Here is a 22968-nt window from a genome sequence, read left to right as displayed (position 1 = left end):
TTCAAGTTTGATTGACAGGCTAGTCACATGGATAACTACTAGCCTTTAGAACGAAAGAAGACTCTACTCCTGCAGTGATTCAAATGTTCCTTTAAGGCTTGCTAATTCACCCATGAAATAAGCCCACTGCTTATTAGTGCTGCTTTCTACGATATCGACTAAAAAATTGGCTGATGTCTGCATATTCTTATCAAGCTTAGACTCCAGTTCTTTAGGATAATAAGCTTCATTGTTCAAAAGTAAGTTCATAATAATCGGCTGAGCTATATCTAAGTCGCTTTTCTTTTCCATCAGTGTCGATAAATCTTGGTAGGTATTATTTTGATATTGGCGCCAGTTATCGTTGGTATTTACCCACTTTTGGGACCAAGCAAGAATAATCTTTTTTTGCTCTTTCGATACCGTCCCTAACCATCGCTCTAGCCTATCTTCTATTCGACTCCGATATCGCTCTCTCGAATCTTCATCATCCAATGATAATCTTTCTTCGTAATACTCGTGTTGCTTTTCTCTAAAGTTCTTTAAGAATTCCTTATCTTGCTCAGGGGTAAGCTGCATACTTAATGCATAAATATCAGGAGAGAACTTATTAGCGATTGAACGAATATGGTCTTTAATTTTGTCACTTTGTTCAGAGATAAAAGCAGAATTCATATCAGAACGATCTGTGTTTTGGATCACTTGCAGTTGCGAAATATATAACGGCAGTTGAGTTTCTTTATGCCATTGCTGTAATAAGTCGAGGCGCTCTTCGAGCTCTGATTCCTGACTATTGGAAAGAGTTACAAAGTCTTCAATATAGCTAACCGCAAACCAGCTTATATTGTTATAGGCAAATTTAGTCCCGCAGCCAGAGAATAGAAAACAGCTTAATAAGACTAACCAACGACACTTTCTCATTACACCCTCTCACAACATTTTACTCAACAACGAACCTCAAGACGATCTTATAACATTAGCTACAAAATTGGGTTCTCGTAAAAACTTTCGGATAAATTGAGACTCAGACTTGCTAATCTAACCATTTCGGCAAATGATTAAACTAAAAATAATTAATGGCAGTGATGTAACTTGATTTTTATTACTCATTTGACGCAATACGAACCCCTATAAATGAGTTGGGTTGGCGTATTTCAAATGATTGATATTTGGGAGGGGAGCTATGGCCGCTATTCCTGATCATCCAAGCGATTTAGAATATGAGCTTTGTTATTTTGACGATGGTTCAATAACCACAATCACGATATTGGTTCACAATCGAAAGGAAGCGATGACTTGGTATCTTAGCGAGGGAAAACATATCAACGATCTTTATTCTATAAGACCCGATGAATAATGCTTTGGTATAGAGAACTAGGTCGATAAACCTAAGTGAGTCAACTTGAGTGGCATTTTGTGAAACACCCTTTACTGCAATGTCATTAAGTAGCAATCTCGTTAATTAGACATATCGCAGCAAAGGGATTCAGTCTCGAATTATTTCAGAATTCGGGCGCGGAATTGACGACCCTTCATCTTACCTGATTCGATTTTTCCTAATGCTTTCTTAGCCATTGATCTTTCTACAGCAACGTAAGCGCGCATCGCGAACAAGTTGATCTTGCCTACTGACTTACCATCAATACCGCCTTGGCCTGTCAACGCACCAAGGATATCACCTGCGCGAAGTTTCGCTTTCTTACCACCGTCAATCTGGATAGTTACCATGTTTGAGTAGTACGGCTTGGCAATTGGTTTAGCTGGCAACTGAGACGGTTCGATTGGCATATCCATGTACTCATCAATTTGAGCAACACGGTGCATCTCTTTTTCGCTAAAGAAGCTAATTGCGACACCTTTGCTTCCTGCACGACCAGTACGACCGATGCGGTGTACGTGAACTTCAGGATCGCGAGACAACTCAAAGTTGAACACAGCATCTAGGTTATCAACATCAAGACCACGAGCAGCAACATCTGTTGCGACCAAGATAGAGATGGTTTTATTTGAGAACTGAACCAAAGCTTGGTCACGTTCACGCTGTTCCATGTCGCCATGAAGCTCAATAACACTGAAGCCACGGTGGCTTAGCTCGTCGTTTACGTTCTGTACTTCTTTCTTAGTATTACAGAACACAACCGCTGACTCTGGTTGATGATGAAGAAGCATTAGCTCTAGTGCGTCATCACGAGCTTCAGTACCTTCAACCTTATAAAAGTGTTGCTGGATGCTTGAGTGATCATGCGTTGATTCAACCTTCACCATTTCAGGGTTATTCATGATGCGGTCTGCAACAGATTTAATCTGTTTAGGGAAAGTTGCACTGAACAATAACGTTTGACGATCTTTTGGTGCTGCTTCAATAACAGCATCTAGTGCATCTTGGAAACCCATTTCCAGCATGCGGTCGGCTTCATCTAACACAAGTGTGTTCAACTCAGACAGGTCAATACGGTCTCTCTCTAGGTGGTCCAGGATACGACCAGGAGTGCCCACCAGAATGTGTGCGCCATGCTCTAATGAACCAATTTGTGGGCCCATTGGCATACCGCCACATAGTGTCAGCACTTTAATATTGTGAATACCACGAGCAAGAGTACGGATCTCTTTTGCTACTTGGTCTGCTAGCTCACGAGTCGGACATAACACTAAAGACTGAACACGGAAACGCTTAACGCGTAGGTTTTGCAGCACGCCTAAACCAAAAGCAGCTGTTTTACCTGAACCCGTTTTACCCTGACCGATAACATCCTTGCCATCCAGAATAGTAGGAAGACTTAACGCTTGAATAGGCGTCATTTCAGTATAACCAAGAGAATCTAACGTATTTAGAAGCTCTGGCTTAAGGGCGATTGAAGAGAATTTTGAAGTGCTCAATGGAAATATCCAACTGGTGAAAAACAGAGTGCATTATGAGTGTTTTTGAAAATTATTCCACCTTAATCACAGTTTTGAAGAAATAGGTTAGGCGAACACAAAAAAGCCAGCTTTGTTGGCTGGCTTATCGTCATTTTCGAATTACTTCTTATGGCACACCGTGACCTTTAGAGGCAACCCAAACGCGATACCATTGCTCACGAGTCAGTTCGATTTTCAGTGAATCAACGGCCGTTTTCACTCGCTCAATCTTACCTGAACCAATAATAGTAATCGGTTTAGACGGTAATCGACGAACCCAAGCGTAAATTACTTGGTCAATACTATCTGCACCCACTTCTTGGCGAATGGCTTCTAGTTCATTACGAACACGAATCGCTTGTGCTGAATCGCCACTAAAGATGCTACCACCACCGAGACAAGACCACGCCATTGGACGAATACGGTTCATCTGCAGTTGATCTAGCGTGCCATCATGAGCTACTTCGAAGTTCAATGGGTTGATTTCAACTTGGTTAGTCACTAGTGGCTTACCTAGTCGAGATTGCAGTAAGTCGAACTGACGCGGTGAAAAGTTAGAGACACCGAAGTGCTTAACTTTACCTACCTTATGTAGTTCAGCGAACGCTTCTGCTACTTCATCCGCGTCCATCAATACGTCAGGGCGATGAATCAGTAATACATCAAGTTCGGTTACACCCAAACGCTCTAGAGAGTTATTTACTGATTGGTAAATATGGTGCGCGCTGGTGTCATAGTGATTGATCTTGCGATCTGGAGTGTGGTCACCACACAAGTTGATGTCGCACTTGGTGACGATTTGAATATCATCACGAAGGCTTGGCTCAAGCGCTAATGCTTCACCAAACAACTTTTCACATTGGTAGTTACCGTAAATGTCCGCGTGATCAACCGTTGTGATGCCAAGATCAATGTGCTGCTTTAGGAAAGTCAGACGTTGTTGCGGGGTCATACCCCACTCAGCTGTACGCCAGTATCCTTGCACCAGCTCAGAAAGTTCTGGGCCTTGTGGCGCTACCGTTACTTTTGCAACCATGGGTTGTCTCCTTTATCAATACTGAACGTATCCTAAGCTCGTTTTACCGAAGGCTCAACGTATAACAAATGGCAAAGGTAAACGCTTACTAAAAATGTGAGAGCCACAGAAAAACGAACACTTAAATGAATTATAACTTGCTGTCTGCCCGTGAGCCGTTCTCCTGAAAGGCTTGTTTACTCTGATGAATGACGAAACCATCTATAAATTTGAGCAATTAAAAGCGATTTAGTTCAACCGTTAAGTTGTCACCATCACTATGTAACTGAATCCAAGGGGCTGAAGAACTAGAAGAAGATGAGGAAGAGCTAGGCACATTCCATACACTCATTTGCTCAGAGGAATGATGTGGTGAGTTGATGAATTCTACGAGTTGTTTATCTACCTTGTCGTAACCAACTCCCTCACGTTTCGCTTGTTCGAGTTGAGCGACGACATCAAAATCATCCTCTCCAATGCGAATTGAACTGAGAGCAAAGCCATCTTGACGAAGATATGCCTGAAGCTTTGTGTAACTTAGGTTCGAATATGGCAGATTAAGGCGAACCACTTCGACGCTTGAGTCACCCAACTCCAGTTCAACATAAACATCCAAATCGTAATATTGGGTTAAGTCACTGCACAACAGAGTGCCTTCAACTTCGCCACAATCCATAAGATCGATATCGTTAATATAGTTTTGAGAACTCGGTTGAGTTGGGTTGCTATTGAATACCGTCCGTAACCACCAGCTTTCACTCGCCTGCGCAGAAAATGAAAGGGTATTCAGAGTCAATAACAAAGGTAGGATTAAGCTAGGAAGAGTTCTCATTATTTGTGCTTATTTCACGCGGTATGGAGCGTGCATTATACGTGACCAATCAACAAACAACTGCTCGATTTACATCTATAAAACTAAAAATATTGCTCAACGATAAGATTAACAAACTTGATACTAAGAAGAGTTGCACTCTGTTATATCTGTCGTCACACAATACACCCCATGAATGTGTCATAATGTTGAAATTAATGAATAATTTACAAGGAACGTCCATGACTGCAACGAACTATCTCAACCAATTGAACCAAAAGTATCTTGCGACTCATAAAGCGAAAGAAGACTTCTTTTGGGATACTTATATGGGGATCAGTGACGACCATGATGGCTCGACACTCGCGCAGACCCAATGGACTGAATTTCTTAGCTCTGCCGAGCAAATTGCTGCTATCGAAACGCAGCTAGCTACTATCGAAGAAATTCAAGACCCTCAAGAAAAAGAGAGCACGCTAACAGGCTTGAATGGTTGGTTAGCGACCTTTAGATCTCACGCTATTGAGTCTGAGCAGTCACAGAAGCTTAAAGCCGAACTCATAAAGTTTGAGGCTGAACTGTTTGAGAAAAAACAGAATCATGTAATGACTTACGTGAATGAAGCGGGCGAACACACAGAAGGGTCATTACCGGTTCTAGGTTCAACAATAAGAACCAATAGTAATGAAAAAGTTAGGCTTTCAGCTCACCAAACACTATTAGGTTTAGAGCAGTGGCTGCTGGCTAACGGCTTCATTGAACTCATCAAAAAACGTAACCAATTTGCTCAATCACTGGGGTTTAAAACCTTCTTTGATTATTCCGTCGTTAAAACCGAGCAGATGACAACTGAGCAACTGTTTACAATTCTGGATGACTTTGAAGTTCGCACGCGAGATAACCATCAACAAAGCCTAGAGAGCTTAACTCAGAAAAAAGGTCAGAGTGCTCTAGAAGCCCATAATTTCACCTACTCTTTTGCTGGTGACGTTATGAATGATCTCGACCCTTATGTACCCTTTTCAAAATCACTAAGGCGTTGGGTTGAGTCTTTTGGTCGTCTTAATATCGAATACTCACAAGCAACATTGAAATTAGATTTACTTGATCGTAAAGGAAAGTATCCAAACGGTTTCTGTCATGGGCCAATACCTTCTTTCTACGACCAAGATACTTGGGTAGCCGCTCAAGTTAACTTCACGAGCAACGCCAAGCCCGACCAAATCGGCAGCGGCTATGATGGTATCAATACGCTGTTTCACGAGGGCGGCCACGCTGCACATTTCGCTAATGTTAAAATGAATGCGCCTTGTTTCTCTCAAGAATTTGCACCAACATCGATGGCTTATGCCGAAACTCAATCCATGTTCTGTGACAGCTTATTGAATGACGCCGATTGGCTAAAACAATATGCCCTGGATTCAGAAGGCCAAGCAGTACCTGATGAGCTAATCAAAGCCATCATAGATAACAAACAACCGTTCAGAGCCTACCAAGAACGAAGCATTCTTGTTGTTCCCTATTTCGAACGAGCACTTTACGAATTGGCGGATGAAGATCTGACACCTGAAAAGATCACTGCTCTTGCTCGTAGCAGTGAGAAAACGATTCTTGGATTGGCTTGTAGCCCTCGCCCATTGATGGCGATTCCACATCTATTGTCGGATGAAGCCTCTTGCGCATATCAGGGTTACTTATTAGCTCATATGGCCGTGTATCAAACTCGTGCATATTTCACCGATAAGTTTGGTTACTTAACGGATAACCCGGAGATCGGCCCTTTGTTAGCTAAGCACTATTGGCACCAAGGAAATAGCGTGAATCATAATGGGACAATCGAAAGCCTGACTGGGGAAGGTTTTAATGCCAAGTACCTCGCTGACGAGTGCAACTTATCGCCAGAAGAAGCTTGGGCTATTGAAGATCAAAAAATCAAACAGCTGTCGACAAGAGAGCGAGCACCAGTCGCTGATTTGAATGCGAAGATATCGATCGTCGATGGAGCAACTGAATTAGCGAATAACGACAAATCAAATTCTCAAATGTGTGATGAGTTTGAACACTTTATCGTTGGGCAATACGGCCGATAGCGGGTGCTGAGCATCTGTAAGCAAGGTTGAACCAAAAAACTCAAACGAAAAAAAGGACGATATTTAATCGTCCTTTTTATTTACAGCATCGACCCTACACAGTGACACAATTTAAACGAGATTGAACATCAAAAATAATGTCGACAGAATCAAGGCTTCTTAGTGATTTCCTATGAATACCACATATCTGCCCTGTCAAAACAATATAAAACTTTTCTGTTTTGAGTAAATTCCAAGCTTCATCAAGAGATTCAGCATAAACCTTGTTCTTGAGATCTTGCGGGCGAGTACCTGCAACTCTTCCATGTTTACGCGCCAATTCAAATAATCCATTTCGATTCGGTTTACATGTAAACAGAGTGTCATTTCCGTAAATAACACCCTTGGCAGTAATGCTCTTAACCATTACATTCTCCAGATTATCATTCCACTCATAACACTGAGTGCCAAACCACATATCGGTTGGATACTTAAACGGCAAAACGAAGAGAACATGGTGTAACGACCGGGCATGCGACACACCATAGCAATCAGATTTAAAGTTCTTAAGCTCTCAAAGCGATTAAGCTATTAAGCTATTAAGCTATTAAGAGCTTAGAAGTAGTAGTAAGCTGCTGCGAATACGTGTGTTTCTTCGTCGTACTGTGCGCTAGTTGAACCCATGCGTGCACCATCAATATCTTGTTTGATATCAATACCCATGTCAGCGTTGTCTGCAATACGGTACATTGCCGCGATGTTGATGTAAGAAGCATCTACGTCCGCTTGGCCATCAAGTTCATTGCTGTTAGAGGCGTAACCAGCTGCAATTGTTAGGTCTTCAGAAACCGCGTAACCACCTGAAACGTAGTAACCCGTGTCTTTCTCAGAATCTGCGTCATCAATCCAAGAGTTCATACCTAGTGTTAGGTCACCAATTTTTACGTTACCAGTTACCGTGTAAACTTCGTAATTAGCTTCGTAATCACGGTTTTCGTAACCTGCGTATAGGTTGAATACCTCTTGCTCTAGACCGATGTAGCCGTTCACACCTTTGTCGAACTTATCATTGTTACGAGAATCTTTCGTTTCGAAGTAAGAGATACCGTAAGCGATACCGCTTGTTGCACCCTGGAACTTAACAACATTGAAGCCGTCAGAAGCATCACCAGCAGAAGCGCCAAACTCGTAAGTGTTATCACCAGCACCGTCAACTTTATCTAGTGCTGTATCATTTTCCCAACCGAATGAAGCGATACCGAAACCAGTGTCAAAACCAAGCCAAGCTTTGTCTACATCAGCAGCAGGGCCAGTATCGATGCCATTTGTCCACTTGTAGTTAACTGAATCATTCGCTGAAACGTTATTGTCTGTTGTGTAGTTCACCATCAAGTCTGTTTCGAAGTAACCAACAATACGGTTGTTACGGTAGTTTACTGCAAGTGTTAGGCCTGTAGCCCAGTCATCGTAGAATGCTTTAGAACCAGTGTCGTAGTAACCGCCAACACCCATAGCACCAGATACTGAGAATTGATCTTTATGCATTGAATCAAATGCGAACATGTCTTCATTTTGGCTGTTTTGGCTGCTTGTATTTACCGCGAAAGCTGAACTTGAAATGCTTGCAATCGCAAGTGCTACTAATGTCTTTTTCATAATAACCACTACCTATATATTGATTCGGCCTTGTTAGTCCGGCCTTTTGGAGTAGCGCTATTGTTCAAAAGTTTGTGTTGTGGATATACCGTAAAACTACTGGAATTTTATCGTTGCGATGAATTTAATTACATAATGATATGTTGATATTACTTTTATATTGAGAAGCGCAACCCAAGCGTAAACCCAATATCAGTGCTGTTATCCATATTGCGAATATTCTCTGTCATCAAGGCTTCTAAACTAAACCTATTGAATCGGTACCTATAACCTAGCACCACTTCATTAGACGGCTCTGAAAAATCTGGTTCATCCGTTGCCCACCCTTGATAATTTAAAGACTCAACTAACAAACTGTGCCGAGCATTAAACATATACTCGTACCCTAATGCCCAACTTGCGCTGAACCCCTCTAAACTAACTAAGTAGTCATCACCGTTACGGTGAACCAAACCTACCGTTGAAAAAAAGTTATGCCTTAAGGTGATAAAGCTGTAGTTAAGTTGGACGCCTTGTTCGAAGCTAGTTCTGGCAAACCGGCCACTTTTTACGTTGTTGTAAAATAAAGAGCCACCAGCAGAGAGCGACATCGGCCCTCTAGAATGCAACAGAAGCTCATTGTAAAAAGTCAGCGCATTGGTTAAATCATCCCCCTCAAAATCAGACACATGAACCCCTGCATGATTAAAATCCATGGTGAACTGATCTTCAGCCACTTCATCACGGCCATTTTGTCCAATACCAAACAGATCGTGAAAACCCATCACAAAACTGTCTAAACCATTATCTTTGGCTGTTACCACTCGATAATCCAACTCCACCTTCCATACAGAAGATGCCTGCCATTGAACTGCAATATTCGATTGATTTTGGTAATAATCAAGACCATAAGCGTCGGTGTGTGCCCATATACTGGCTTGGGTATAAGAGGACTTGAACTCAATAGTCCCCACCCTTTTGGGCTGAGCAGAACGAAGTTGTGTTGAAAGCACATTTGAATGAATAGGTGACTGCGCATAGACAAACATTGGGGATGCGTTCGCGCTTGCAGTAGGATGAAAAAAAGTCAGTATCGAGACTGAAATACTCAGTAACGCCCTTAAACTTATCACAGTGTTTACTCGGTTGTATAAATGCCCGATTTTATTAAAAAACACCGTTCAATTAATGCAGTAGATCTACCGCTTATCATCCTAACATTTAGATTAAAGAGTTATAAAAAAACGAAAATTAGAACCTCTCGAAAATGTAAACATCTTATCTTGCACTGTGCTTTACGAACGCATAGTCTTCGGTATATTAACCTGATGAATATATTGATAGAGGAAAGGTATGTCGGCTACTAACCTAAATTTTGAACAATTGTTGATGAAGCAATCGACGACTCTCATCAATAGCGATCCTCAGTGTTTTCAAACCACCTGGTCAGAGGCGAGCTTTGACGTACTCGATTGGTTCGGGATGGATCGTTTAACACTCTACCCTAATTCAATGGTCTTACTGGAAGACGGAAAGACTTGTTCAGTATCGAAAGCGAACATACCCCCGGTCAATAAACAGAATCTCATTGGTGGCAACTATCTTGATTATTTAAAGCTGCTAAAGACCAAAAAAACTTATCTCGCGTTTTCGAAAGACGACCTCGAGAACACTCAGAATTACGTATTAAAGCAGTTATACAAAGAAGGGGGGCGATGGCACTGCATCATTCCTTTGCAACTCTTTAACCAACGCTGGGGAGCACTGTCTTTTACTAACTTTCACGACAACGATACCACTTTCGATCTCGAAGACATCCAGCGCTTAAAATTAGTCTGTGAGCTTTGGCTCTGTTATTGGCAGCACTCAACACTAGCCAGAACATTAAAGCAAAATGAGAATCGGCTAGAAGATGACAGTGACAAATTACTCTTACTCACCAAGAAGCAGACCAAAGTGTTGGCACTTATTGCTCAAGGCCTAAGTGCAAAAGAGTGTGCGGAACAGCTCCATCTAAGCTCTCGAACTATAGAATCGCATAAGTACAGAATGCTTGGGTTGCTCGATTTGAACAACCACAATGACCTTCTTCAGTTCGCGTTGCGTAATGGGTTAGGTATTACAGAAAACCTGCACACAACGCGTTAAAGCAATCTGTTGACCCTGTAAATCATTCTGTGTTCGATGACCTTCAGCTCTTTATATCTGAAGGTGCTGTATTTCTGAAAGTTCTATATTTCTTGAGTTTAAGGACACTGGCTACTCGTTACCTTCACTCAGAGCAAATTTAATTTCATCCGACGAAAAGCCTTTTCGACTTAGCATAGCGTAAGCCTTTGAGCGCTCTTTGTGATCGTTGAGGTCATAAGATTTCTTTTGTAGTTGTTCTAAACACGAAGAGTAAAAATCCAGTTGCTCTTCGTTAATTAACCGATCGACTAACGATGACAGTTCGCTCGTGTCTATTTGTCGCTGTCTAAGCTCTTGCTGAATAGCAGTCAAGCCTTTGCCTTTACGAGCATACTTAAGCACTTCTTTTTCCAAATCGGCTTTCTCTGCCTTAATTTGAATATTACTCTTCAGTTCATGCGCTTGTGGGTGCTGGTCAATCGCTACCTTAACTTGCTGATAGCTAAAGCCACGCTTTTGCAGCGTCGCAACCAATTTTTCACGGCTCATGGTAAAGCTTGAGTAGTAGTGGTTGATTCGGTCTATCAAGATAGTTTGTTCATCAATAGACTTTTCGAAAGACACCTTATGGATAGCATCAGAAATCACTGAGTCCGTCAGGCCTTTCTTTTTCAATTTTTCAACAATATACCGAGAACCAAATTCACCTGAGAACGCTTGTTCTACGAATTGTTCAGCAAACATTTGGTCAGATTTGAGATACCCAAACCCTTTCAAAGTATTCAACGTTTCATCAATCCATTCTTGATTGTCGGTTTTCACTTTGAGCTTCGCTACCAACTCACTTTCTGTCATATCTCTCTGAGTTAAATGCCACATCGCAGAGTTCATGACGCTTTCGATTCGCGTCGCTTTTCTTACCGTTGTATTTCTACCATTCGTTTTTTGCTGTGAATCATCCATTCGATTTCAACTGTCCAAACTAAGCCTACCCCATCATAACGTAATTCTAAGGTGGTTGAGTTACCTAAAAGAGTGAAGCTCAATATAATACCAATCGTAGTAAATAACTGTTCACCCTAGCTGGTTAAAACGCTCGATAACGGCGTTAGAACTTTTGATTGTAGAATAACTACTTATCAAAAATTTCTGCCTTGTTCTCAAGCCTTTTTCCTGCGCTATTTCTGATCACTTACTTACTGTGATTGGTATAAACTGGCAGCCAATAAAAATGGACGCTTATTCAGCGTCCATTTGATATCACATTAAGTAGAAATCGACCTTAAGCCGTACTTAGTTTTTTTGGATTAGCTCTTTCGTTTAGTTCTCTTCGTGATTGTAAACATGTACATCACGTTGAGGGAATGGAATCGTGATGCCTTCTTCATCGAAGCGTTTCTTCACGGTTTCCGTCACATCCCAATACACTTCCCAGTAGTCATCTGTCTTAACCCAAGGTCTTACAACAAAATCAACTGAAGACGTATTCAAGGTGTGAAGCTTGATCATATGCTCTGGTTTTTTCAACACTAGAGGGTGAGCAAGAATGATGTCGTTCAATACCGATTTTGCTTTATCGATATCATCTGAGTAACCGATACCAAAAACCATATCAACACGTCTCACACGCTCTGCTGTGATGTTGTTGATCACGTCACCCCAGATCTTGTTGTTTGGGATCACCAAGCGTTGGTTATCGATGGTTTGAACGGTTGTCGATACTAAGCTCATGTCTTTTACAGTGCCTTGAACACCAGCGACTTTGACCATGTCGCCAACATCGTACGGACGGTAGATCAAGATCATCAAGCCCGATGCAAAGTTAGACAGCGTATCTTGCAATGCAAAACCAATGATGACACCCGCAACACCGAAACCCGTTAATAGTGGTGCTAGCTCAATCCCTATTTGAGACAGGGCGATCAGCAAACCAACAAACACGACCGCTTTAGATGCAATTGATACAAAGAAGTCCTGCATCAATACACTAAAGTCCATTTTAGAGTGCGAAACACTCTTACGAACGGTTTTACGAGCCACATTAGCAATAAGGCGAGTTACATACAAAATACCGAGGAAAAGCGCGAGTTTAACGATAAATGAAGGGGTATTTTCAAAAGCCCATGAACTGAATGAACGAAGCCAACCATCCAACAACTCCAGTGCAACATCAACATCCAATACATCAGCGTTAATGTCACCGGTGGTCGCTAATAGAATACGCTTGTACGAGGTGACATCCACACCAAATGGCACCATCATGGAGATACTTTTCTCTAAGCTGGCAACCATAACGCTGGTTCGTTCTCTGAGACGTATTAACTCAGTTTTTATCGTCGCCTTTTCTTCTTCACTAACAAAAGACAAACGGCGCTCTAAATCTTGACGCTGCGTGTCTGTGTAGAGAATCGCATTTGTCAGATATTGCGAACGAGAAACTAGTGCGGTTTTTAACTGACTTTCCGCAGCCGATACATCAACACCTCGATCTTTTGACCAACTTAAGGTCTTAGAAAGTTGCTGATAGTAGTCATCCATCATTCCGATACGTTTTTGAATCAACAATTCAAGACGCTTTTTTGCATCCCCTTCAGCCGAACGGTTGTCTTTGCTCATAGAGACAATTTTAACTTCGTTCAATGACAGTAAATGCTGTAAAAGCTCGACTTGCTGGGCAAGAACAGCGTCTAAGCCTTGCTTCTTATCAGATGATAATTGAGAGGAGATCTCTTTACGTAGTGCTTGGTTCTTTCTTCGCAATATGTCTTCTAGAAACGGCTTTTCAGCATCGTGCGCTGTTTCTAATGTGGCTAGGTCCAGCATTAGCTGGTCTTGTACTTCTGCTATTTTATCGACGCTTTGCGCAAAACTTCCAAATGCGACAAACGCCAACATTAACAATAGACAACGCCAAACCTTCATCATACTAATTCCTATTATTGTCTAAATTGACCCTATAAATAGTAGTAAAAAGAAGATGGATAACAAGCATTTAAACGTATGTTGTGTTAAAACTTTGCAAATTATCAGCCTGTATCTAATATTTGAGAGTTCCAATCCCCTCTTATGACCTGTAGAGTACGCAACCAACAAAGAACAACAGCCAATATCGTCATTTAGGTGCATGTACTAAATCGCCTTAAATCCTATGTTGGCTCACAGCAAAAGAGCATAAAAATGAACAACGAACTTGATGTTATTGAGTCTCTAGAAGAGCTAGAGCAATTCCTAATTTCAGTAGAAGCAGGGGGCTTAGGTCTTGAAGACGTTGAAGGCGTAGGTATGGCTACCAATAATTCTGATGGTCGTCATTTCGTTGCAGTATTCAACAGCAGTCACAAGGTTTTACTCGCTCGCTGGATCACTAAAGAAATCTTTGAAAATGGTAAAGACCTTGTGCGCAACGGTCCTCGCCGTTCTCACTAAATCTTTCCAATAGCACCAATGGTTAAAGCCCAATATGTCCATCTGCGATCTGTTGGGCTTTTTTGTATCTCCTCATGATGAATAGAGCATTCTATACAGGATAAATTAGCGATAACTTCCAGTTGTTGTGAACTTTATCTAGAACTCAATGTCGTATTCGCGTGAGTTGTTGTTTATGCATCGTGTATCTACGGTATATCGCATTTATGCATCGTTTCACTTTAACAATTTCATGACTTGTGACTCGAAGAGATCTTATTTAAGCTAACCGTAATTCAATGAGCTCGCTTTAACTATTAACTATTAACTGATTAGATTACTGACTGATTTGCTGAACACATCGCTACTTATCTTATCCACACAGAACCGCCGACAAAAGCATTCGCTTTGTGCGCTGTTCCTTACCGGACTGGTTATCGTAACTTGTCTGGCGAGTACGCTGTCTGCAAACAAAGTAACCACTTCAGCTTCCTTAATTGGACAATCAATACTTGTCGGCGCAGAAACCAGCCACCCACAAGCAATCGTCGCATCTTTCGATAAAATGTCTGAGCTCTATGCCAGCGTTTTTGGTTTAGAAGCTTCTAAAACTCTGTCAGCGCCAAACTCTAGCGCGTGCAGCCTAAGCTCCAAAATGCTCACATTCGCGACACCTAAAACAGGTTGGCTGATTCCTTTTATCCTGTTTATTGCTGTTGCGTACAGCCTATCACCGCACATATCGAGATTGTCTAGAGATAACCATCGCTCTTCTCGACCTACAAAACACCGCTTACATCTAAAGCACTGTATATTTAGAGAGTAAATAACCGGGCAACTACACCCTTTTATTTATTTTTTGGAGATACATTTGTGTACAACACACTACTAACTAAGTTTGTCGATTCGGCGGCATCCTGCATGCGTACATGCGCGAAAGCGCTAGTCACTACCCTTTTGGTTATGACGTCATTTACTGCTTTGGCACAGACGACGGGCTGGCTCAGCGTGCCTGAACATCCACCAGTCAAGATGCGAATGATGTCGACGGGTGAACAATCGGACGACGGTTCTAAGATTCAAACGGTGCTTGATGTCGTTCTCGATGGCGATTGGAAAACCTATTGGCGTAGCCCCGGCGAAGGTGGTATCCCGCCAAGTTGGGACTGGTCTGGTTCAACAAACATAGAATCGGTAGAGTGGCATTGGCCGATCCCTAAGTACTACGAACAACTCGACGTGATGACGTTAGGCTACAAAAAACACGTTAGCTTTCCCGTTACGTTGACACTGAAAGACAACACAAAGCCAGCACTGTTCAAGGCGTCGTTCACCTTTCCGTCGTGTACCAATATCTGTGTGTTAACCGATTACGACATCGAGCTGCCGATTGATCCGCAAACATTAGAGCTCGATGAAGAAGCGATGTTCTTGTTCAATCAAGGCATGAGCCAATCTCCACGAGAAGCTAACCGTACTTCAGTGAACGGCCTGTTCTGGGATAAAAGCAAACAACAACTGGTGACTCAGCTAACAAGTAAGGAAGGCTGGGATAAACCGATGGTATTGATTGATGGACAAGAAGTGCTTGATGACTTCTTCTCTCCACCAACCGTCCACATCACAGACAATACAATGACCGCAGTATTCGATGTGAGTAACTGGATCGGCGAGGTCGACTTAACGGATCGCACAGTGAGTATTACCGTTTCAGATACTAACTTTGCAGAAGAGATGACCGCGCAAGTTGGGTCAGACCCGATAGCTTACCAAACAAGCAACAACAGCTTTCTAGTCATGCTCGGCTTTGCGTTAGTGGGCGGTTTGATCCTCAACATCATGCCGTGTGTTCTACCCGTGTTAGGGATGAAGCTAAACAGCATCATTCAGAACCAAGGTGCTTCAAACCGCCACATCCGACTCTCATTCCTAGCGTCTGCTGCGGGGGTTATCACTTCGTTTGCGCTACTAGCTCTAGGCATGGCCGTTCTAAAAATGGGTGGCAATGCGATTGGTTGGGGAATCCAGTTCCAAAATGTTTGGTTCATCGGGTTCATGCTGATCATCACCCTACTGTTCTCAGTTAACCTACTCGGTCTATTCGAATTCAGGCTTCCGTCAGGCTTAAACACTTGGATGGCAACCAAAGGCGATGATTCCCATTCCGGTCACTTCATCCAAGGCATGTTTGCGACACTACTGGCGACGCCTTGCAGTGCTCCATTCCTAGGAACTGCAGTGGCTTATGCTCTGGGCGCAAGTTACCAAGAGTTGTGGGCTATCTTTATCGCACTCGGCATTGGTATGAGCGCACCTTGGTTGATCTTCGCGTTATTCCCAAGCCTAACTAAATTGCTACCAAAGCCGGGCGCGTGGATGTTCAAAGTTAAGTTGCTATTCGGCTTAATGATGTTCATCACCACTCTGTGGTTAACAAGCCTACTGAGCCCATTCATTGGCAAGTTCCCAACCATCTTGTTGTCACTGTTTATCATCGTTTCAGTATTAATTTGGATTGGCATGAAATTAGGGCGCAAGGTACTGATTCCTATCATGGCAACCACAACCTTGGTATTTGGTGCTGCATTGATCGTCGGCAGTGTTACCGCTGATAACTGGGCAACGCCAATTGTCGATAACCTTGATTGGCAGAAACTGGATGCGAAACAAATCCCTCAGTTGGTCGAAGAAGGAAAAACCGTCTTTGTCGACGTTACTGCTGAATGGTGTATCACCTGTAAAGCCAACAAAATTGGCGTCATTCTTCAAGATCCTGTCTACAGCCACCTACAGCAAGAAGACATTGTTTTGATGAAAGGCGATTGGACAACACCAAGTGAAAGTGTCACTCAATACTTACAAAATAATGGGCGATTTGGTGTGCCATTTAATATCGTTTATGGCCCGAGCTATAAAAATGGTATTCCATTACCCGTGATTCTAGACAGTGACACTGTTATTCAAGCCATCGACGCTGCGAGATAATTGATGAAGACGCCCAACAATGAACAAAAGCCTAGCTCTGCTGAAGACAACGCTGTAAAGGCTGAAACCAAAAAGCCAAGCCGTCTTAAGAAGTGGGGAAAGGAACTCGTTTCAATGATACTGATCGTTGGCGTGGTTTCGTTTGCCATGGATTTTTACCACAGCAGAAGCATGCCTCAAGGAGACGCGATTCCAATCGTGGGTCAGTCGATCCAAGGTGAGGATATTGATGTTATCGAGCTAAGCAAAAGCGGTAAGCCCGTTATTGTCTATTTTTGGGCGACTTGGTGTAGCGCGTGCAAATTGGTGAGCCCGACGGTTAATAGCTTCAGCGACTCCCATCAAGTAGTTTCTGTCGCACTTTCATCTGGCCCAGACGAACGTGTTCAGCGCTTCTTAGACGCCAAAGAGTATGACTTCCCTGTTATCAATGATCTCTCTGGATCGATCAGCAGAAGTTGGGGAGTCAATGTCACGCCAAGTATTGTCATCATCAAAGATGGAAAGATTAGCAGTATCGCAACCGGCGTTACTTCCCCTATCGGCCTGTGGTTAAGAACCTACTTTGCATAACTCGCTCACTAAGAAAAACAGAGCAGAGCAAATGAACCGATTAAAGCCAATTTAACAAACAATAATACCGTGAGCGCGACCCAAAACGCGCTCACGATTATCAAGAATTAGAGAATAAACAACATGAAAAAACATCTGATTAGCACACTGATTTTAGGCTCACTAATGAGTACAAGTGCCTTCGCTGAGTTAAGCACAGAACAAACCCAGCAACTCGAAGAAATTAACCAGTTCCTGAAGGAAAACCCTTCTACGATTTCAGGGCTGCATACCAGTTTAGAGCAGTATGTAGCAGGCCAAGCGCAAGCAAAGAAAGCTCAAACGGAGAGTCACGATTGGTTGTATAACAATGACACTCACCCAATCACGGGCAACCCTGACGGAAAATCAGTCATCGTTAACTTCACTGACTACAACTGCCCTTTCTGTAAACGCTTAGAGAAAGGCTTAGTGAAATTAGCTTCTGAAAATAGTGATATCAAAATCATCAATGTGTACTTGTCATTTAAGCAGCAACAAGTAGATGGCCTTGATACCAATGCAGCTCTATACGCGATGAAAGTATGGAAAGATAATCCAGAAGCATTCCCTGAAGTTGATAGATTGCTGATGGCGAAAAGCGGTATTCACTCGAAAAGCTCACTAGAAGCCGTTGCCAAGAAGACGGGAACAGAGGCGGAACTAAAAACAACTCAAGAACAAAACCAGGTTCTAACCACTAACCACCAAACCTTCAGTGCACTCGGCTTAACGGGCACTCCAACCATGATGATGAACGGAGATGTTTTACCAGGATATGTGCCTTACGACCGACTTAAAGATATCGTGGATGACGCTTTTTAATCGTGCGTAGATAGAGATAAAGACTCGAAAGAGAAGTGAATAAAAGCCGACTCGCGCAACCCACAGTCGGCTTTTTCATTGTTTGAATAAAGTAGATATTTCATTTACCTTAAATCTAGATTTAAAGGTGAGTTGAATCCTAAAAACGACCAAAGTTAAAACGCGTACATTCTTTTGTCCGTCGATAGTTCAAAACAGTACTCTGCGTGCTTTCTAAGGCATTCAAACACTTCTCGATCCAACTTATAACTATCAACTTGGTCCGTTAATATCGCTAGAGTTTCTTCCAGTGTCATACCTTTACGATAAGGGCGAGACTGGGTTAATGCTTGAAATACATCGACTACAGCAACAATTCTACTAGGTTGATCTAAATCTTCAGCCGTTTTACCCATCGGATAGCCTGAACCATCTAACCTTTCATGGTGGTCGGAAGCCCACTGACACACCTGAGGCGAACTAAACAGCTCCTGCAGCGCGAATCGAGTATCTGTCGCATGGCGTTTAATACAACAGTATTCTTCGTCAGTGAGCAAATCTGGCTTATGAAGAATGTCACCAGGGGTTTGCAGTTTGCCAATATCGTGAACTAAACCAGCTAAATAGAGCTTTCTCTGCGTTGTGTGTGAATAACCAAGTTGTTTAGCTAGATATTCAGAAAGTTGCCCTACCTTCAACGAGTGCTTGAAAGTGAACGAGCTTTTCGTATCAACGACATTAGCAATAAACTCGGCAAAGGCGACTGTCTCATCCAGCGACATTTGCTGAGAGAAAAAGGGCACAGGTTCAAAGTTATCTCTCATATTCTCGATGTAAGGGGTCTCCATCGAGAACCAAAAATCATCCAGATCAACCAACTCACACATGTGCTGTACAAGATTGGTTTCGAACATCTCATCCGCTTGCTCAGTCAAACGTCCAATAATGCTCGCTTTACCGTCTGGGGTTAGGTTCCCATAACGATCAGAAGCTGTTATGCCATATAGATAGTCAACTCTGTCAGCAAGCATCACAACTGCAGCCAGTTCCTTTTCTAATTCACTGATATTCATAGTCTTTAGATCTAACCAAGGGGTATGATGATAAAGAACTGGCTTAGCGAATATAGAAAGAACAGGGCACTCCTTTAAAATTTGGTAGCCCTTTTGACAATGGTAATAAGTCGAGTCGGGAACAAACCCCGAATTCAGTCGACGTTGCTCGTCTATTTGCGACACTCCGCAGTCGTGAATTAGCCCTAACGAAAATGCGAGCTGTGCCTGCTCCTCTTCCCACCCCACGCTCAGAGCACATCGATACGCGATGTAACCCACCCTCTGTCCATGGTTTTTGCTTTCAAAACCGACGTTATCAAGCGCCTTAGCAATACCAAATAGAGCCTTTCTTAGGTCTACGGTTACCTCTTGGCAATGTTGATTCATTACTTAAGCCTAGTATTTTTATATATTTTATATAGTTAGACTGCTAATACTAATGCAGGACTAACGATCATACCCGCAATTATTATAAGGTTTAATGTGTTTCGTGATAGATTTAACGTATCACGAAAAATTCGTGCCACAAATGGTTGCATATTGAAAATTGTGCGACATTATAACCTGCCGACCAAAAGACACTTAAATCATCAGCCAAAAGAAAAGGGAAAACATGTTTAAAACAGTTATCGATGAAGAGTTATCCATCGCTCTGGTTGAAGAGAACTTCGCTTCTCATTACGCGGAAATTTCACAAAGCCAAAATGAGTATCTTAGCCAGTGGTTAGCATGGCCACCGCACTGTAAAACAGAGCAGGACTTTAGGATCTTCATCCAGCGCTCGCTACATGATTACGCGGAAGGCAAAAGCATGACATGTGCGATTGTGTACAAAGACAATATCGTCGGTAACTGTAGCTTTAACACCATTGACCACAGCAAACAGAAAGTCACGATAGGCTATTGGTTGTCTGAGACTTACCAAGGTAACGGGATCGTTACACGCGTAGTTGAGAAGCTCATTGATATTGCTTTCAATGAGTTAGATATGGAAAAGGTGGAGATATCAGCTGCAACTGGCAACCAGAGTAGTCGCAAGGTTTGTGAGCGCTTACATTTCACATTAGAAGGTATCATAACTCGTAACGAGAACTTAAATGGCCGTATCATAGATCATGCTATTTATGGCCTTCACCGTTTAAGCGCCAACAACATCGAAGCTTGATTTTCTACTTGGTAAATTTTGCCAATTAATAGTGAATGACAATTGGTAATTGGTAATTGGTAATTGGTAAATTAATTAATTAAAATAGTAAGCCACGATATTAAACCGTGGCTTTCATTTTTAAGAGCCTAATTGGTCTCTTACTAAAATCATTTACGCAATCTTTGGAATTAAGATACAGAACTTAGCACCACCGCGATTGCTATCGCAGATCCTAATATCCCAAGAAAGCTTCTTAGCCGCTGAAATCGCTATCGCTAGGCCTAACCCTAACCCACCAGTTGCCGATGCTCTGCTAGCATCTAGGCGAGAAAACGGAAGGAATACTTCGTCACGCTTATGCACTGGTATTCCGGGACCATTGTCTTCGATGAGAACAAGCCAATTTTCTGAGTTCTCATCCAGAGTTACCCAGACTTTGTCTAGTGTGTAATTCCCAGCGTTCTTAATCACGTTATCAAAAACCAAACGCGCCATCGAGCAATCACACTTAATCTTGCACTCTAGCTTTACTTGGGACTCAAAAATAACATTGTCTAACTCCGAGTAACGGATTCTATCTAAACAATACTCGCGAAGGTCTGCTTTTACTTTAACAAGCTCGAAAAAAGAGTTATCCATGACATTCAATTTCGACAGCATGATAATTTCTGACGTGAGGTCGTTGATATCCCCGATGTAGGTATCGATATCATCGAAAAAAACCTGATGATGCTCTGGTGCTTCCCGCCTTAAGAGATCCGTCGCCAATTGAATACGGCTTAGCGGTGTGCGGACTTCATGTGGAATTGCTTGAGCAAATATATGACTTTGTTTTACTTTGCTCTCAATCTCCTCAGCCATGATGTTAAAACTATTAGCTAACTCAGACACTGGATGTATCTCATCTAACTCCGAACGAGTACTCAGCTTCCCCTTACCAAACTGCTTCTGTTTCTCAACAAGTAACTCTATTCTTTCTTGAAAACGCCTCACAGGTAAGTAAACACTTGCACCGATAGCGAAGATAACGGCCAACAAAAGCCCTATAAAAAAGTTTCTTTCTGAATCTTCATACCATTCAATCTCAGGTGAGAAGAAATCACCTACCTCACTGAACACAAAGCTAAACTTAGAATTTGGTAGCTGAAATACTGCCGAATAGAGATTATTTTCACTTAGGTATATCGGTACACCATTTAAGATGGTAAATAACTCGCATCGTTGGCACGGAGCCTCTCCCGACCAATTCTCCAACAAGTGTAAATTAAAGATGTAAAATTGTTGGTAGCCTGTTCTGTCGAGTTCTTTATATAGCGAATTTTCTCGGTTGTGTTGACGAACATACTGCTCAGAAAAGTAGATGCCATCATTTAGGAACATTTCGATCTCGGTTCGTCGCATGTGTCCTTCACCAAGGTTCCAAAACAAAAATATCGTTGCCGACATCCCAGTCACGATCCCAAGGTACAAACGAGTAAACATAGAAACAGAGCGAAGTTTCACCGCAATAGACTTATACAACCAGCATATACCCCTTGTTACGAACCGTACGGATCAACTGCTTATCTTTTGCATGCATACGCAGCTTCCGGCGCAACCCTGAAACACGCATATCAATAGAGCGGTCGTTAAAGGCATAATCAATACCTCTAAATAACTGGCAACATTGATCTCGAGTAACGACCTGACAAATGTTATTAACAAGAAGATTTAGAATTTCAAACTCGGCAGAGGTGAGCTTTAGATTCTGTCCATACAGAGTGGCACTTTGAGCTGTACTGTTGATCACAATTTCACCTGGGGTTTCAGCGGTCGTGTCAGGCTCAGCAACAGGGGCTGCACGACGCAATAGTGCTTCAATCCGCGCCAATAAAGCATGACCACGAATAGGCTTTGCGACGTAATCATCCGCGCCAAACTTAAATAAACTAACCTCGCTCATTTCATCGGCAGAGGCCGTCAAAACTAAGATCAATCCATTGTAGAATTCGCGAGCCTGTCGACAAATCTGTGCACCACTCAACCCAGGAAGCATCAAGTCCAACAGAACGAGATCGGGTTCAATACTGCGGATCGCTTCAATTGCCAAATCCCCCTCATGGACAACGCTAACATTGTAGCCTTCAGCTTCGAGGTAAAGCGTAGTTAAACGCGCTATCGCCTGGTCATCTTCGACAATCAGCACTTTGGTTTTCGACATTTCTATCACCAGCATTTATTAAAAGCGAGGGCAGTATATATACTGTTCATATATCATCAATATTGTTATTAAAGTCACCAATTTACCGTACGCAAAACATATTAATCGCTTCTGTACATACACGTTTACAAACCATCGTTCAGCAACAAAAACGCTCACTTATTGATTGATTTTCAGTCAAAATCGGAAAAACTTAGACTCTTAAGCGCTTACGTTTGCTTACCTTCTTACGTGCACTTACATT

At 42.3% G+C, this 22968-nt stretch carries 21 protein-coding genes; 9 read left to right on the top strand and 12 right to left on the bottom strand.

From position 1 onward, the window contains the following. Positions 1 to 63: 63 nt before the first annotated feature. Positions 64 to 900 (bottom strand): DUF6279 family lipoprotein, encoded by an 837-nt coding sequence (locus MED222_RS20960; RefSeq protein ID WP_009844772.1) that lies wholly within the window; start codon positions 898 to 900, stop codon positions 64 to 66. 262 nt (positions 901 to 1162) lie between these two features. On the opposite strand from MED222_RS20960, the gene MED222_RS20965 reads away from it, so the two are divergent. Further along, a complete protein-coding gene (locus MED222_RS20965) occupies positions 1163 to 1336 on the top strand; it encodes a hypothetical protein (protein WP_009844771.1) in 174 nt (57 codons plus the stop codon). A gap of 140 nt (positions 1337 to 1476) precedes the next feature. Here the strand turns inward: MED222_RS20965 and dbpA are convergent, their stop codons facing one another. The 3 genes from dbpA to MED222_RS20980 all read right to left on the bottom strand — a co-directional run bounded on the left by dbpA (position 1477) and on the right by MED222_RS20980 (position 4724). Then, a complete protein-coding gene (gene dbpA, locus MED222_RS20970) occupies positions 1477 to 2856 on the bottom strand; it encodes an ATP-dependent RNA helicase DbpA (RefSeq protein ID WP_009844770.1) in 1380 nt (459 codons plus the stop codon). A gap of 148 nt (positions 2857 to 3004) precedes the next feature. Next, positions 3005 to 3913 (bottom strand): aldo/keto reductase, encoded by a 909-nt coding sequence (locus MED222_RS20975; RefSeq protein ID WP_009844769.1) that lies wholly within the window; start codon positions 3911 to 3913, stop codon positions 3005 to 3007. A gap of 217 nt (positions 3914 to 4130) precedes the next feature. Further along, positions 4131 to 4724: a hypothetical protein gene (locus MED222_RS20980; protein ID WP_009844768.1), complete on the bottom strand. Its 594-nt coding sequence runs from the start codon at positions 4722 to 4724 to the stop codon at positions 4131 to 4133. A gap of 221 nt (positions 4725 to 4945) precedes the next feature. Here MED222_RS20980 and MED222_RS20985 point away from each other — a divergent pair, with 221 nt between their 5' ends. Beyond that, positions 4946 to 6793: a M3 family metallopeptidase gene (locus tag MED222_RS20985; protein ID WP_009844767.1), complete on the top strand. Its 1848-nt coding sequence runs from the start codon at positions 4946 to 4948 to the stop codon at positions 6791 to 6793. A gap of 94 nt (positions 6794 to 6887) precedes the next feature. Here MED222_RS20985 and MED222_RS20990 read toward each other — a convergent pair whose 3' ends face one another. From MED222_RS20990 to MED222_RS21000, 3 genes are all read right to left on the bottom strand, one after another. Further along, the gene (locus MED222_RS20990) at positions 6888 to 7199 is read right to left on the bottom strand and encodes a hypothetical protein (RefSeq protein ID WP_029222827.1); all 312 of its coding nucleotides are present in this window, start codon (positions 7197 to 7199) and stop codon (positions 6888 to 6890) included. A 188-nt stretch (positions 7200 to 7387) separates the two neighbouring features. Beyond that, positions 7388 to 8428 (bottom strand): hypothetical protein, encoded by a 1041-nt coding sequence (locus MED222_RS20995; RefSeq protein WP_009844765.1) that lies wholly within the window; start codon positions 8426 to 8428, stop codon positions 7388 to 7390. Between the two features lie 155 nt (positions 8429 to 8583). Continuing rightward, positions 8584 to 9456 carry a DUF3187 family protein gene (locus MED222_RS21000; protein ID WP_009844764.1) on the bottom strand — a complete coding sequence of 291 codons (873 nt, stop codon included), beginning with the start codon at positions 9454 to 9456 and terminating at the stop codon, positions 8584 to 8586. A 304-nt stretch (positions 9457 to 9760) separates the two neighbouring features. Between MED222_RS21000 and MED222_RS21005 the strand changes: the two genes are divergently transcribed. Beyond that, entirely contained in the window at positions 9761 to 10555 is a 795-nt protein-coding gene (locus tag MED222_RS21005) for a response regulator transcription factor (RefSeq protein ID WP_009844763.1), read from the top strand. A 111-nt stretch (positions 10556 to 10666) separates the two neighbouring features. On the opposite strand, the gene MED222_RS21010 is transcribed toward MED222_RS21005, so the two are convergent. After that, positions 10667 to 11500 carry a RecX family transcriptional regulator gene (locus MED222_RS21010; protein WP_009844762.1) on the bottom strand — a complete coding sequence of 278 codons (834 nt, stop codon included), beginning with the start codon at positions 11498 to 11500 and terminating at the stop codon, positions 10667 to 10669. A gap of 357 nt (positions 11501 to 11857) precedes the next feature. After that, positions 11858 to 13462, bottom strand: coding sequence for a mechanosensitive ion channel family protein (locus MED222_RS21015; protein WP_032554995.1), 1605 nt, complete (start codon positions 13460 to 13462; stop codon positions 11858 to 11860). Positions 13463 to 13714: 252 nt separating this feature from the next. Here MED222_RS21015 and MED222_RS21020 point away from each other — a divergent pair, with 252 nt between their 5' ends. The 5 genes from MED222_RS21020 to MED222_RS21035 all read left to right on the top strand — a co-directional run bounded on the left by MED222_RS21020 (position 13715) and on the right by MED222_RS21035 (position 18343). After that, positions 13715 to 13963 (top strand): hypothetical protein, encoded by a 249-nt coding sequence (locus tag MED222_RS21020; protein WP_009844760.1) that lies wholly within the window; start codon positions 13715 to 13717, stop codon positions 13961 to 13963. Positions 13964 to 14291: 328 nt separating this feature from the next. Then, complete coding sequence (locus MED222_RS22250; protein WP_009844759.1) at positions 14292 to 14768, top strand: hypothetical protein; 477 nt, start codon at positions 14292 to 14294, stop codon at positions 14766 to 14768. A 95-nt stretch (positions 14769 to 14863) separates the two neighbouring features. Next, a complete protein-coding gene (locus MED222_RS21025) occupies positions 14864 to 16927 on the top strand; it encodes a protein-disulfide reductase DsbD family protein (RefSeq protein WP_032555119.1) in 2064 nt (687 codons plus the stop codon). 3 nt (positions 16928 to 16930) lie between these two features. Further along, the gene (locus MED222_RS21030; RefSeq protein ID WP_009844757.1) at positions 16931 to 17500 is read left to right on the top strand and encodes a protein disulfide oxidoreductase; all 570 of its coding nucleotides are present in this window, start codon (positions 16931 to 16933) and stop codon (positions 17498 to 17500) included. 123 nt (positions 17501 to 17623) lie between these two features. Next, complete coding sequence (locus tag MED222_RS21035) at positions 17624 to 18343, top strand: DsbA family protein (RefSeq protein WP_009844756.1); 720 nt, start codon at positions 17624 to 17626, stop codon at positions 18341 to 18343. 155 nt (positions 18344 to 18498) lie between these two features. Here MED222_RS21035 and MED222_RS21040 read toward each other — a convergent pair whose 3' ends face one another. Beyond that, on the bottom strand, positions 18499 to 19764 hold the full coding sequence (locus tag MED222_RS21040) for an HD-GYP domain-containing protein (protein WP_009844755.1): 1266 nt from the start codon (positions 19762 to 19764) through the stop codon (positions 18499 to 18501). A gap of 226 nt (positions 19765 to 19990) precedes the next feature. On the opposite strand from MED222_RS21040, the gene MED222_RS21045 reads away from it, so the two are divergent. Next, on the top strand, positions 19991 to 20542 hold the full coding sequence (locus MED222_RS21045; protein WP_009844754.1) for a GNAT family N-acetyltransferase: 552 nt from the start codon (positions 19991 to 19993) through the stop codon (positions 20540 to 20542). A gap of 153 nt (positions 20543 to 20695) precedes the next feature. On the opposite strand, the gene MED222_RS21050 is transcribed toward MED222_RS21045, so the two are convergent. Both MED222_RS21050 and MED222_RS21055 read right to left on the bottom strand, forming a co-directional pair. Next, positions 20696 to 22045, bottom strand: coding sequence for a sensor histidine kinase (locus MED222_RS21050; RefSeq protein ID WP_009844753.1), 1350 nt, complete (start codon positions 22043 to 22045; stop codon positions 20696 to 20698). Next, positions 22038 to 22724 carry a response regulator transcription factor gene (locus MED222_RS21055; protein WP_032554994.1) on the bottom strand — a complete coding sequence of 229 codons (687 nt, stop codon included), beginning with the start codon at positions 22722 to 22724 and terminating at the stop codon, positions 22038 to 22040. Before MED222_RS21055 ends, MED222_RS21050 begins: the two co-directional genes overlap by 8 nt. Positions 22725 to 22968 lie beyond the last annotated feature (244 nt).

Origin of the sequence: Vibrio sp. MED222, from assembly GCF_000153005.1 — a bacterium.
Lineage (GTDB): Bacteria > Pseudomonadota > Gammaproteobacteria > Enterobacterales > Vibrionaceae > Vibrio > Vibrio tasmaniensis_A.
Note: the sequence above shows the minus strand (reverse complement) of the source record. Positions and strands in the feature narration are given on the sequence as shown.

Bases quoted from the DNA above. Each gene is read 5' to 3' on its own strand.
- MED222_RS20960 (WP_009844772.1), bottom strand. From the start codon at position 900: ATGAGAAAGTGTCGTTGGTTAGTCTTATTAAGCTGTTTTCTATTCTCT.
- MED222_RS20965 (WP_009844771.1), top strand. From the start codon at position 1,163: ATGGCCGCTATTCCTGATCATCCAAGCGATTTAGAATATGAGCTTTGT.
- MED222_RS20975 (WP_009844769.1), bottom strand. From the start codon at position 3,913: ATGGTTGCAAAAGTAACGGTAGCGCCACAAGGCCCAGAACTTTCTGAG.
- MED222_RS20980 (WP_009844768.1), bottom strand. From the start codon at position 4,724: ATGAGAACTCTTCCTAGCTTAATCCTACCTTTGTTATTGACTCTGAAT.
- MED222_RS20985 (WP_009844767.1), top strand. From the start codon at position 4,946: ATGACTGCAACGAACTATCTCAACCAATTGAACCAAAAGTATCTTGCG.
- MED222_RS20990 (WP_029222827.1), bottom strand. From the start codon at position 7,199: ATGGTTAAGAGCATTACTGCCAAGGGTGTTATTTACGGAAATGACACT.
- MED222_RS20995 (WP_009844765.1), bottom strand. From the start codon at position 8,428: ATGAAAAAGACATTAGTAGCACTTGCGATTGCAAGCATTTCAAGTTCA.
- MED222_RS21000 (WP_009844764.1), bottom strand. From the start codon at position 9,456: ATGTTTGTCTATGCGCAGTCACCTATTCATTCAAATGTGCTTTCAACA.
- MED222_RS21005 (WP_009844763.1), top strand. From the start codon at position 9,761: ATGTCGGCTACTAACCTAAATTTTGAACAATTGTTGATGAAGCAATCG.
- MED222_RS21010 (WP_009844762.1), bottom strand. From the start codon at position 11,500: ATGGATGATTCACAGCAAAAAACGAATGGTAGAAATACAACGGTAAGA.
- MED222_RS21015 (WP_032554995.1), bottom strand. From the start codon at position 13,462: ATGATGAAGGTTTGGCGTTGTCTATTGTTAATGTTGGCGTTTGTCGCA.
- MED222_RS21020 (WP_009844760.1), top strand. From the start codon at position 13,715: ATGAACAACGAACTTGATGTTATTGAGTCTCTAGAAGAGCTAGAGCAA.
- MED222_RS21025 (WP_032555119.1), top strand. From the start codon at position 14,864: ATGCGTACATGCGCGAAAGCGCTAGTCACTACCCTTTTGGTTATGACG.
- MED222_RS21030 (WP_009844757.1), top strand. From the start codon at position 16,931: ATGAAGACGCCCAACAATGAACAAAAGCCTAGCTCTGCTGAAGACAAC.
- MED222_RS21035 (WP_009844756.1), top strand. From the start codon at position 17,624: ATGAAAAAACATCTGATTAGCACACTGATTTTAGGCTCACTAATGAGT.
- MED222_RS21040 (WP_009844755.1), bottom strand. From the start codon at position 19,764: ATGAATCAACATTGCCAAGAGGTAACCGTAGACCTAAGAAAGGCTCTA.
- MED222_RS21045 (WP_009844754.1), top strand. From the start codon at position 19,991: ATGTTTAAAACAGTTATCGATGAAGAGTTATCCATCGCTCTGGTTGAA.
- MED222_RS21055 (WP_032554994.1), bottom strand. From the start codon at position 22,724: ATGTCGAAAACCAAAGTGCTGATTGTCGAAGATGACCAGGCGATAGCG.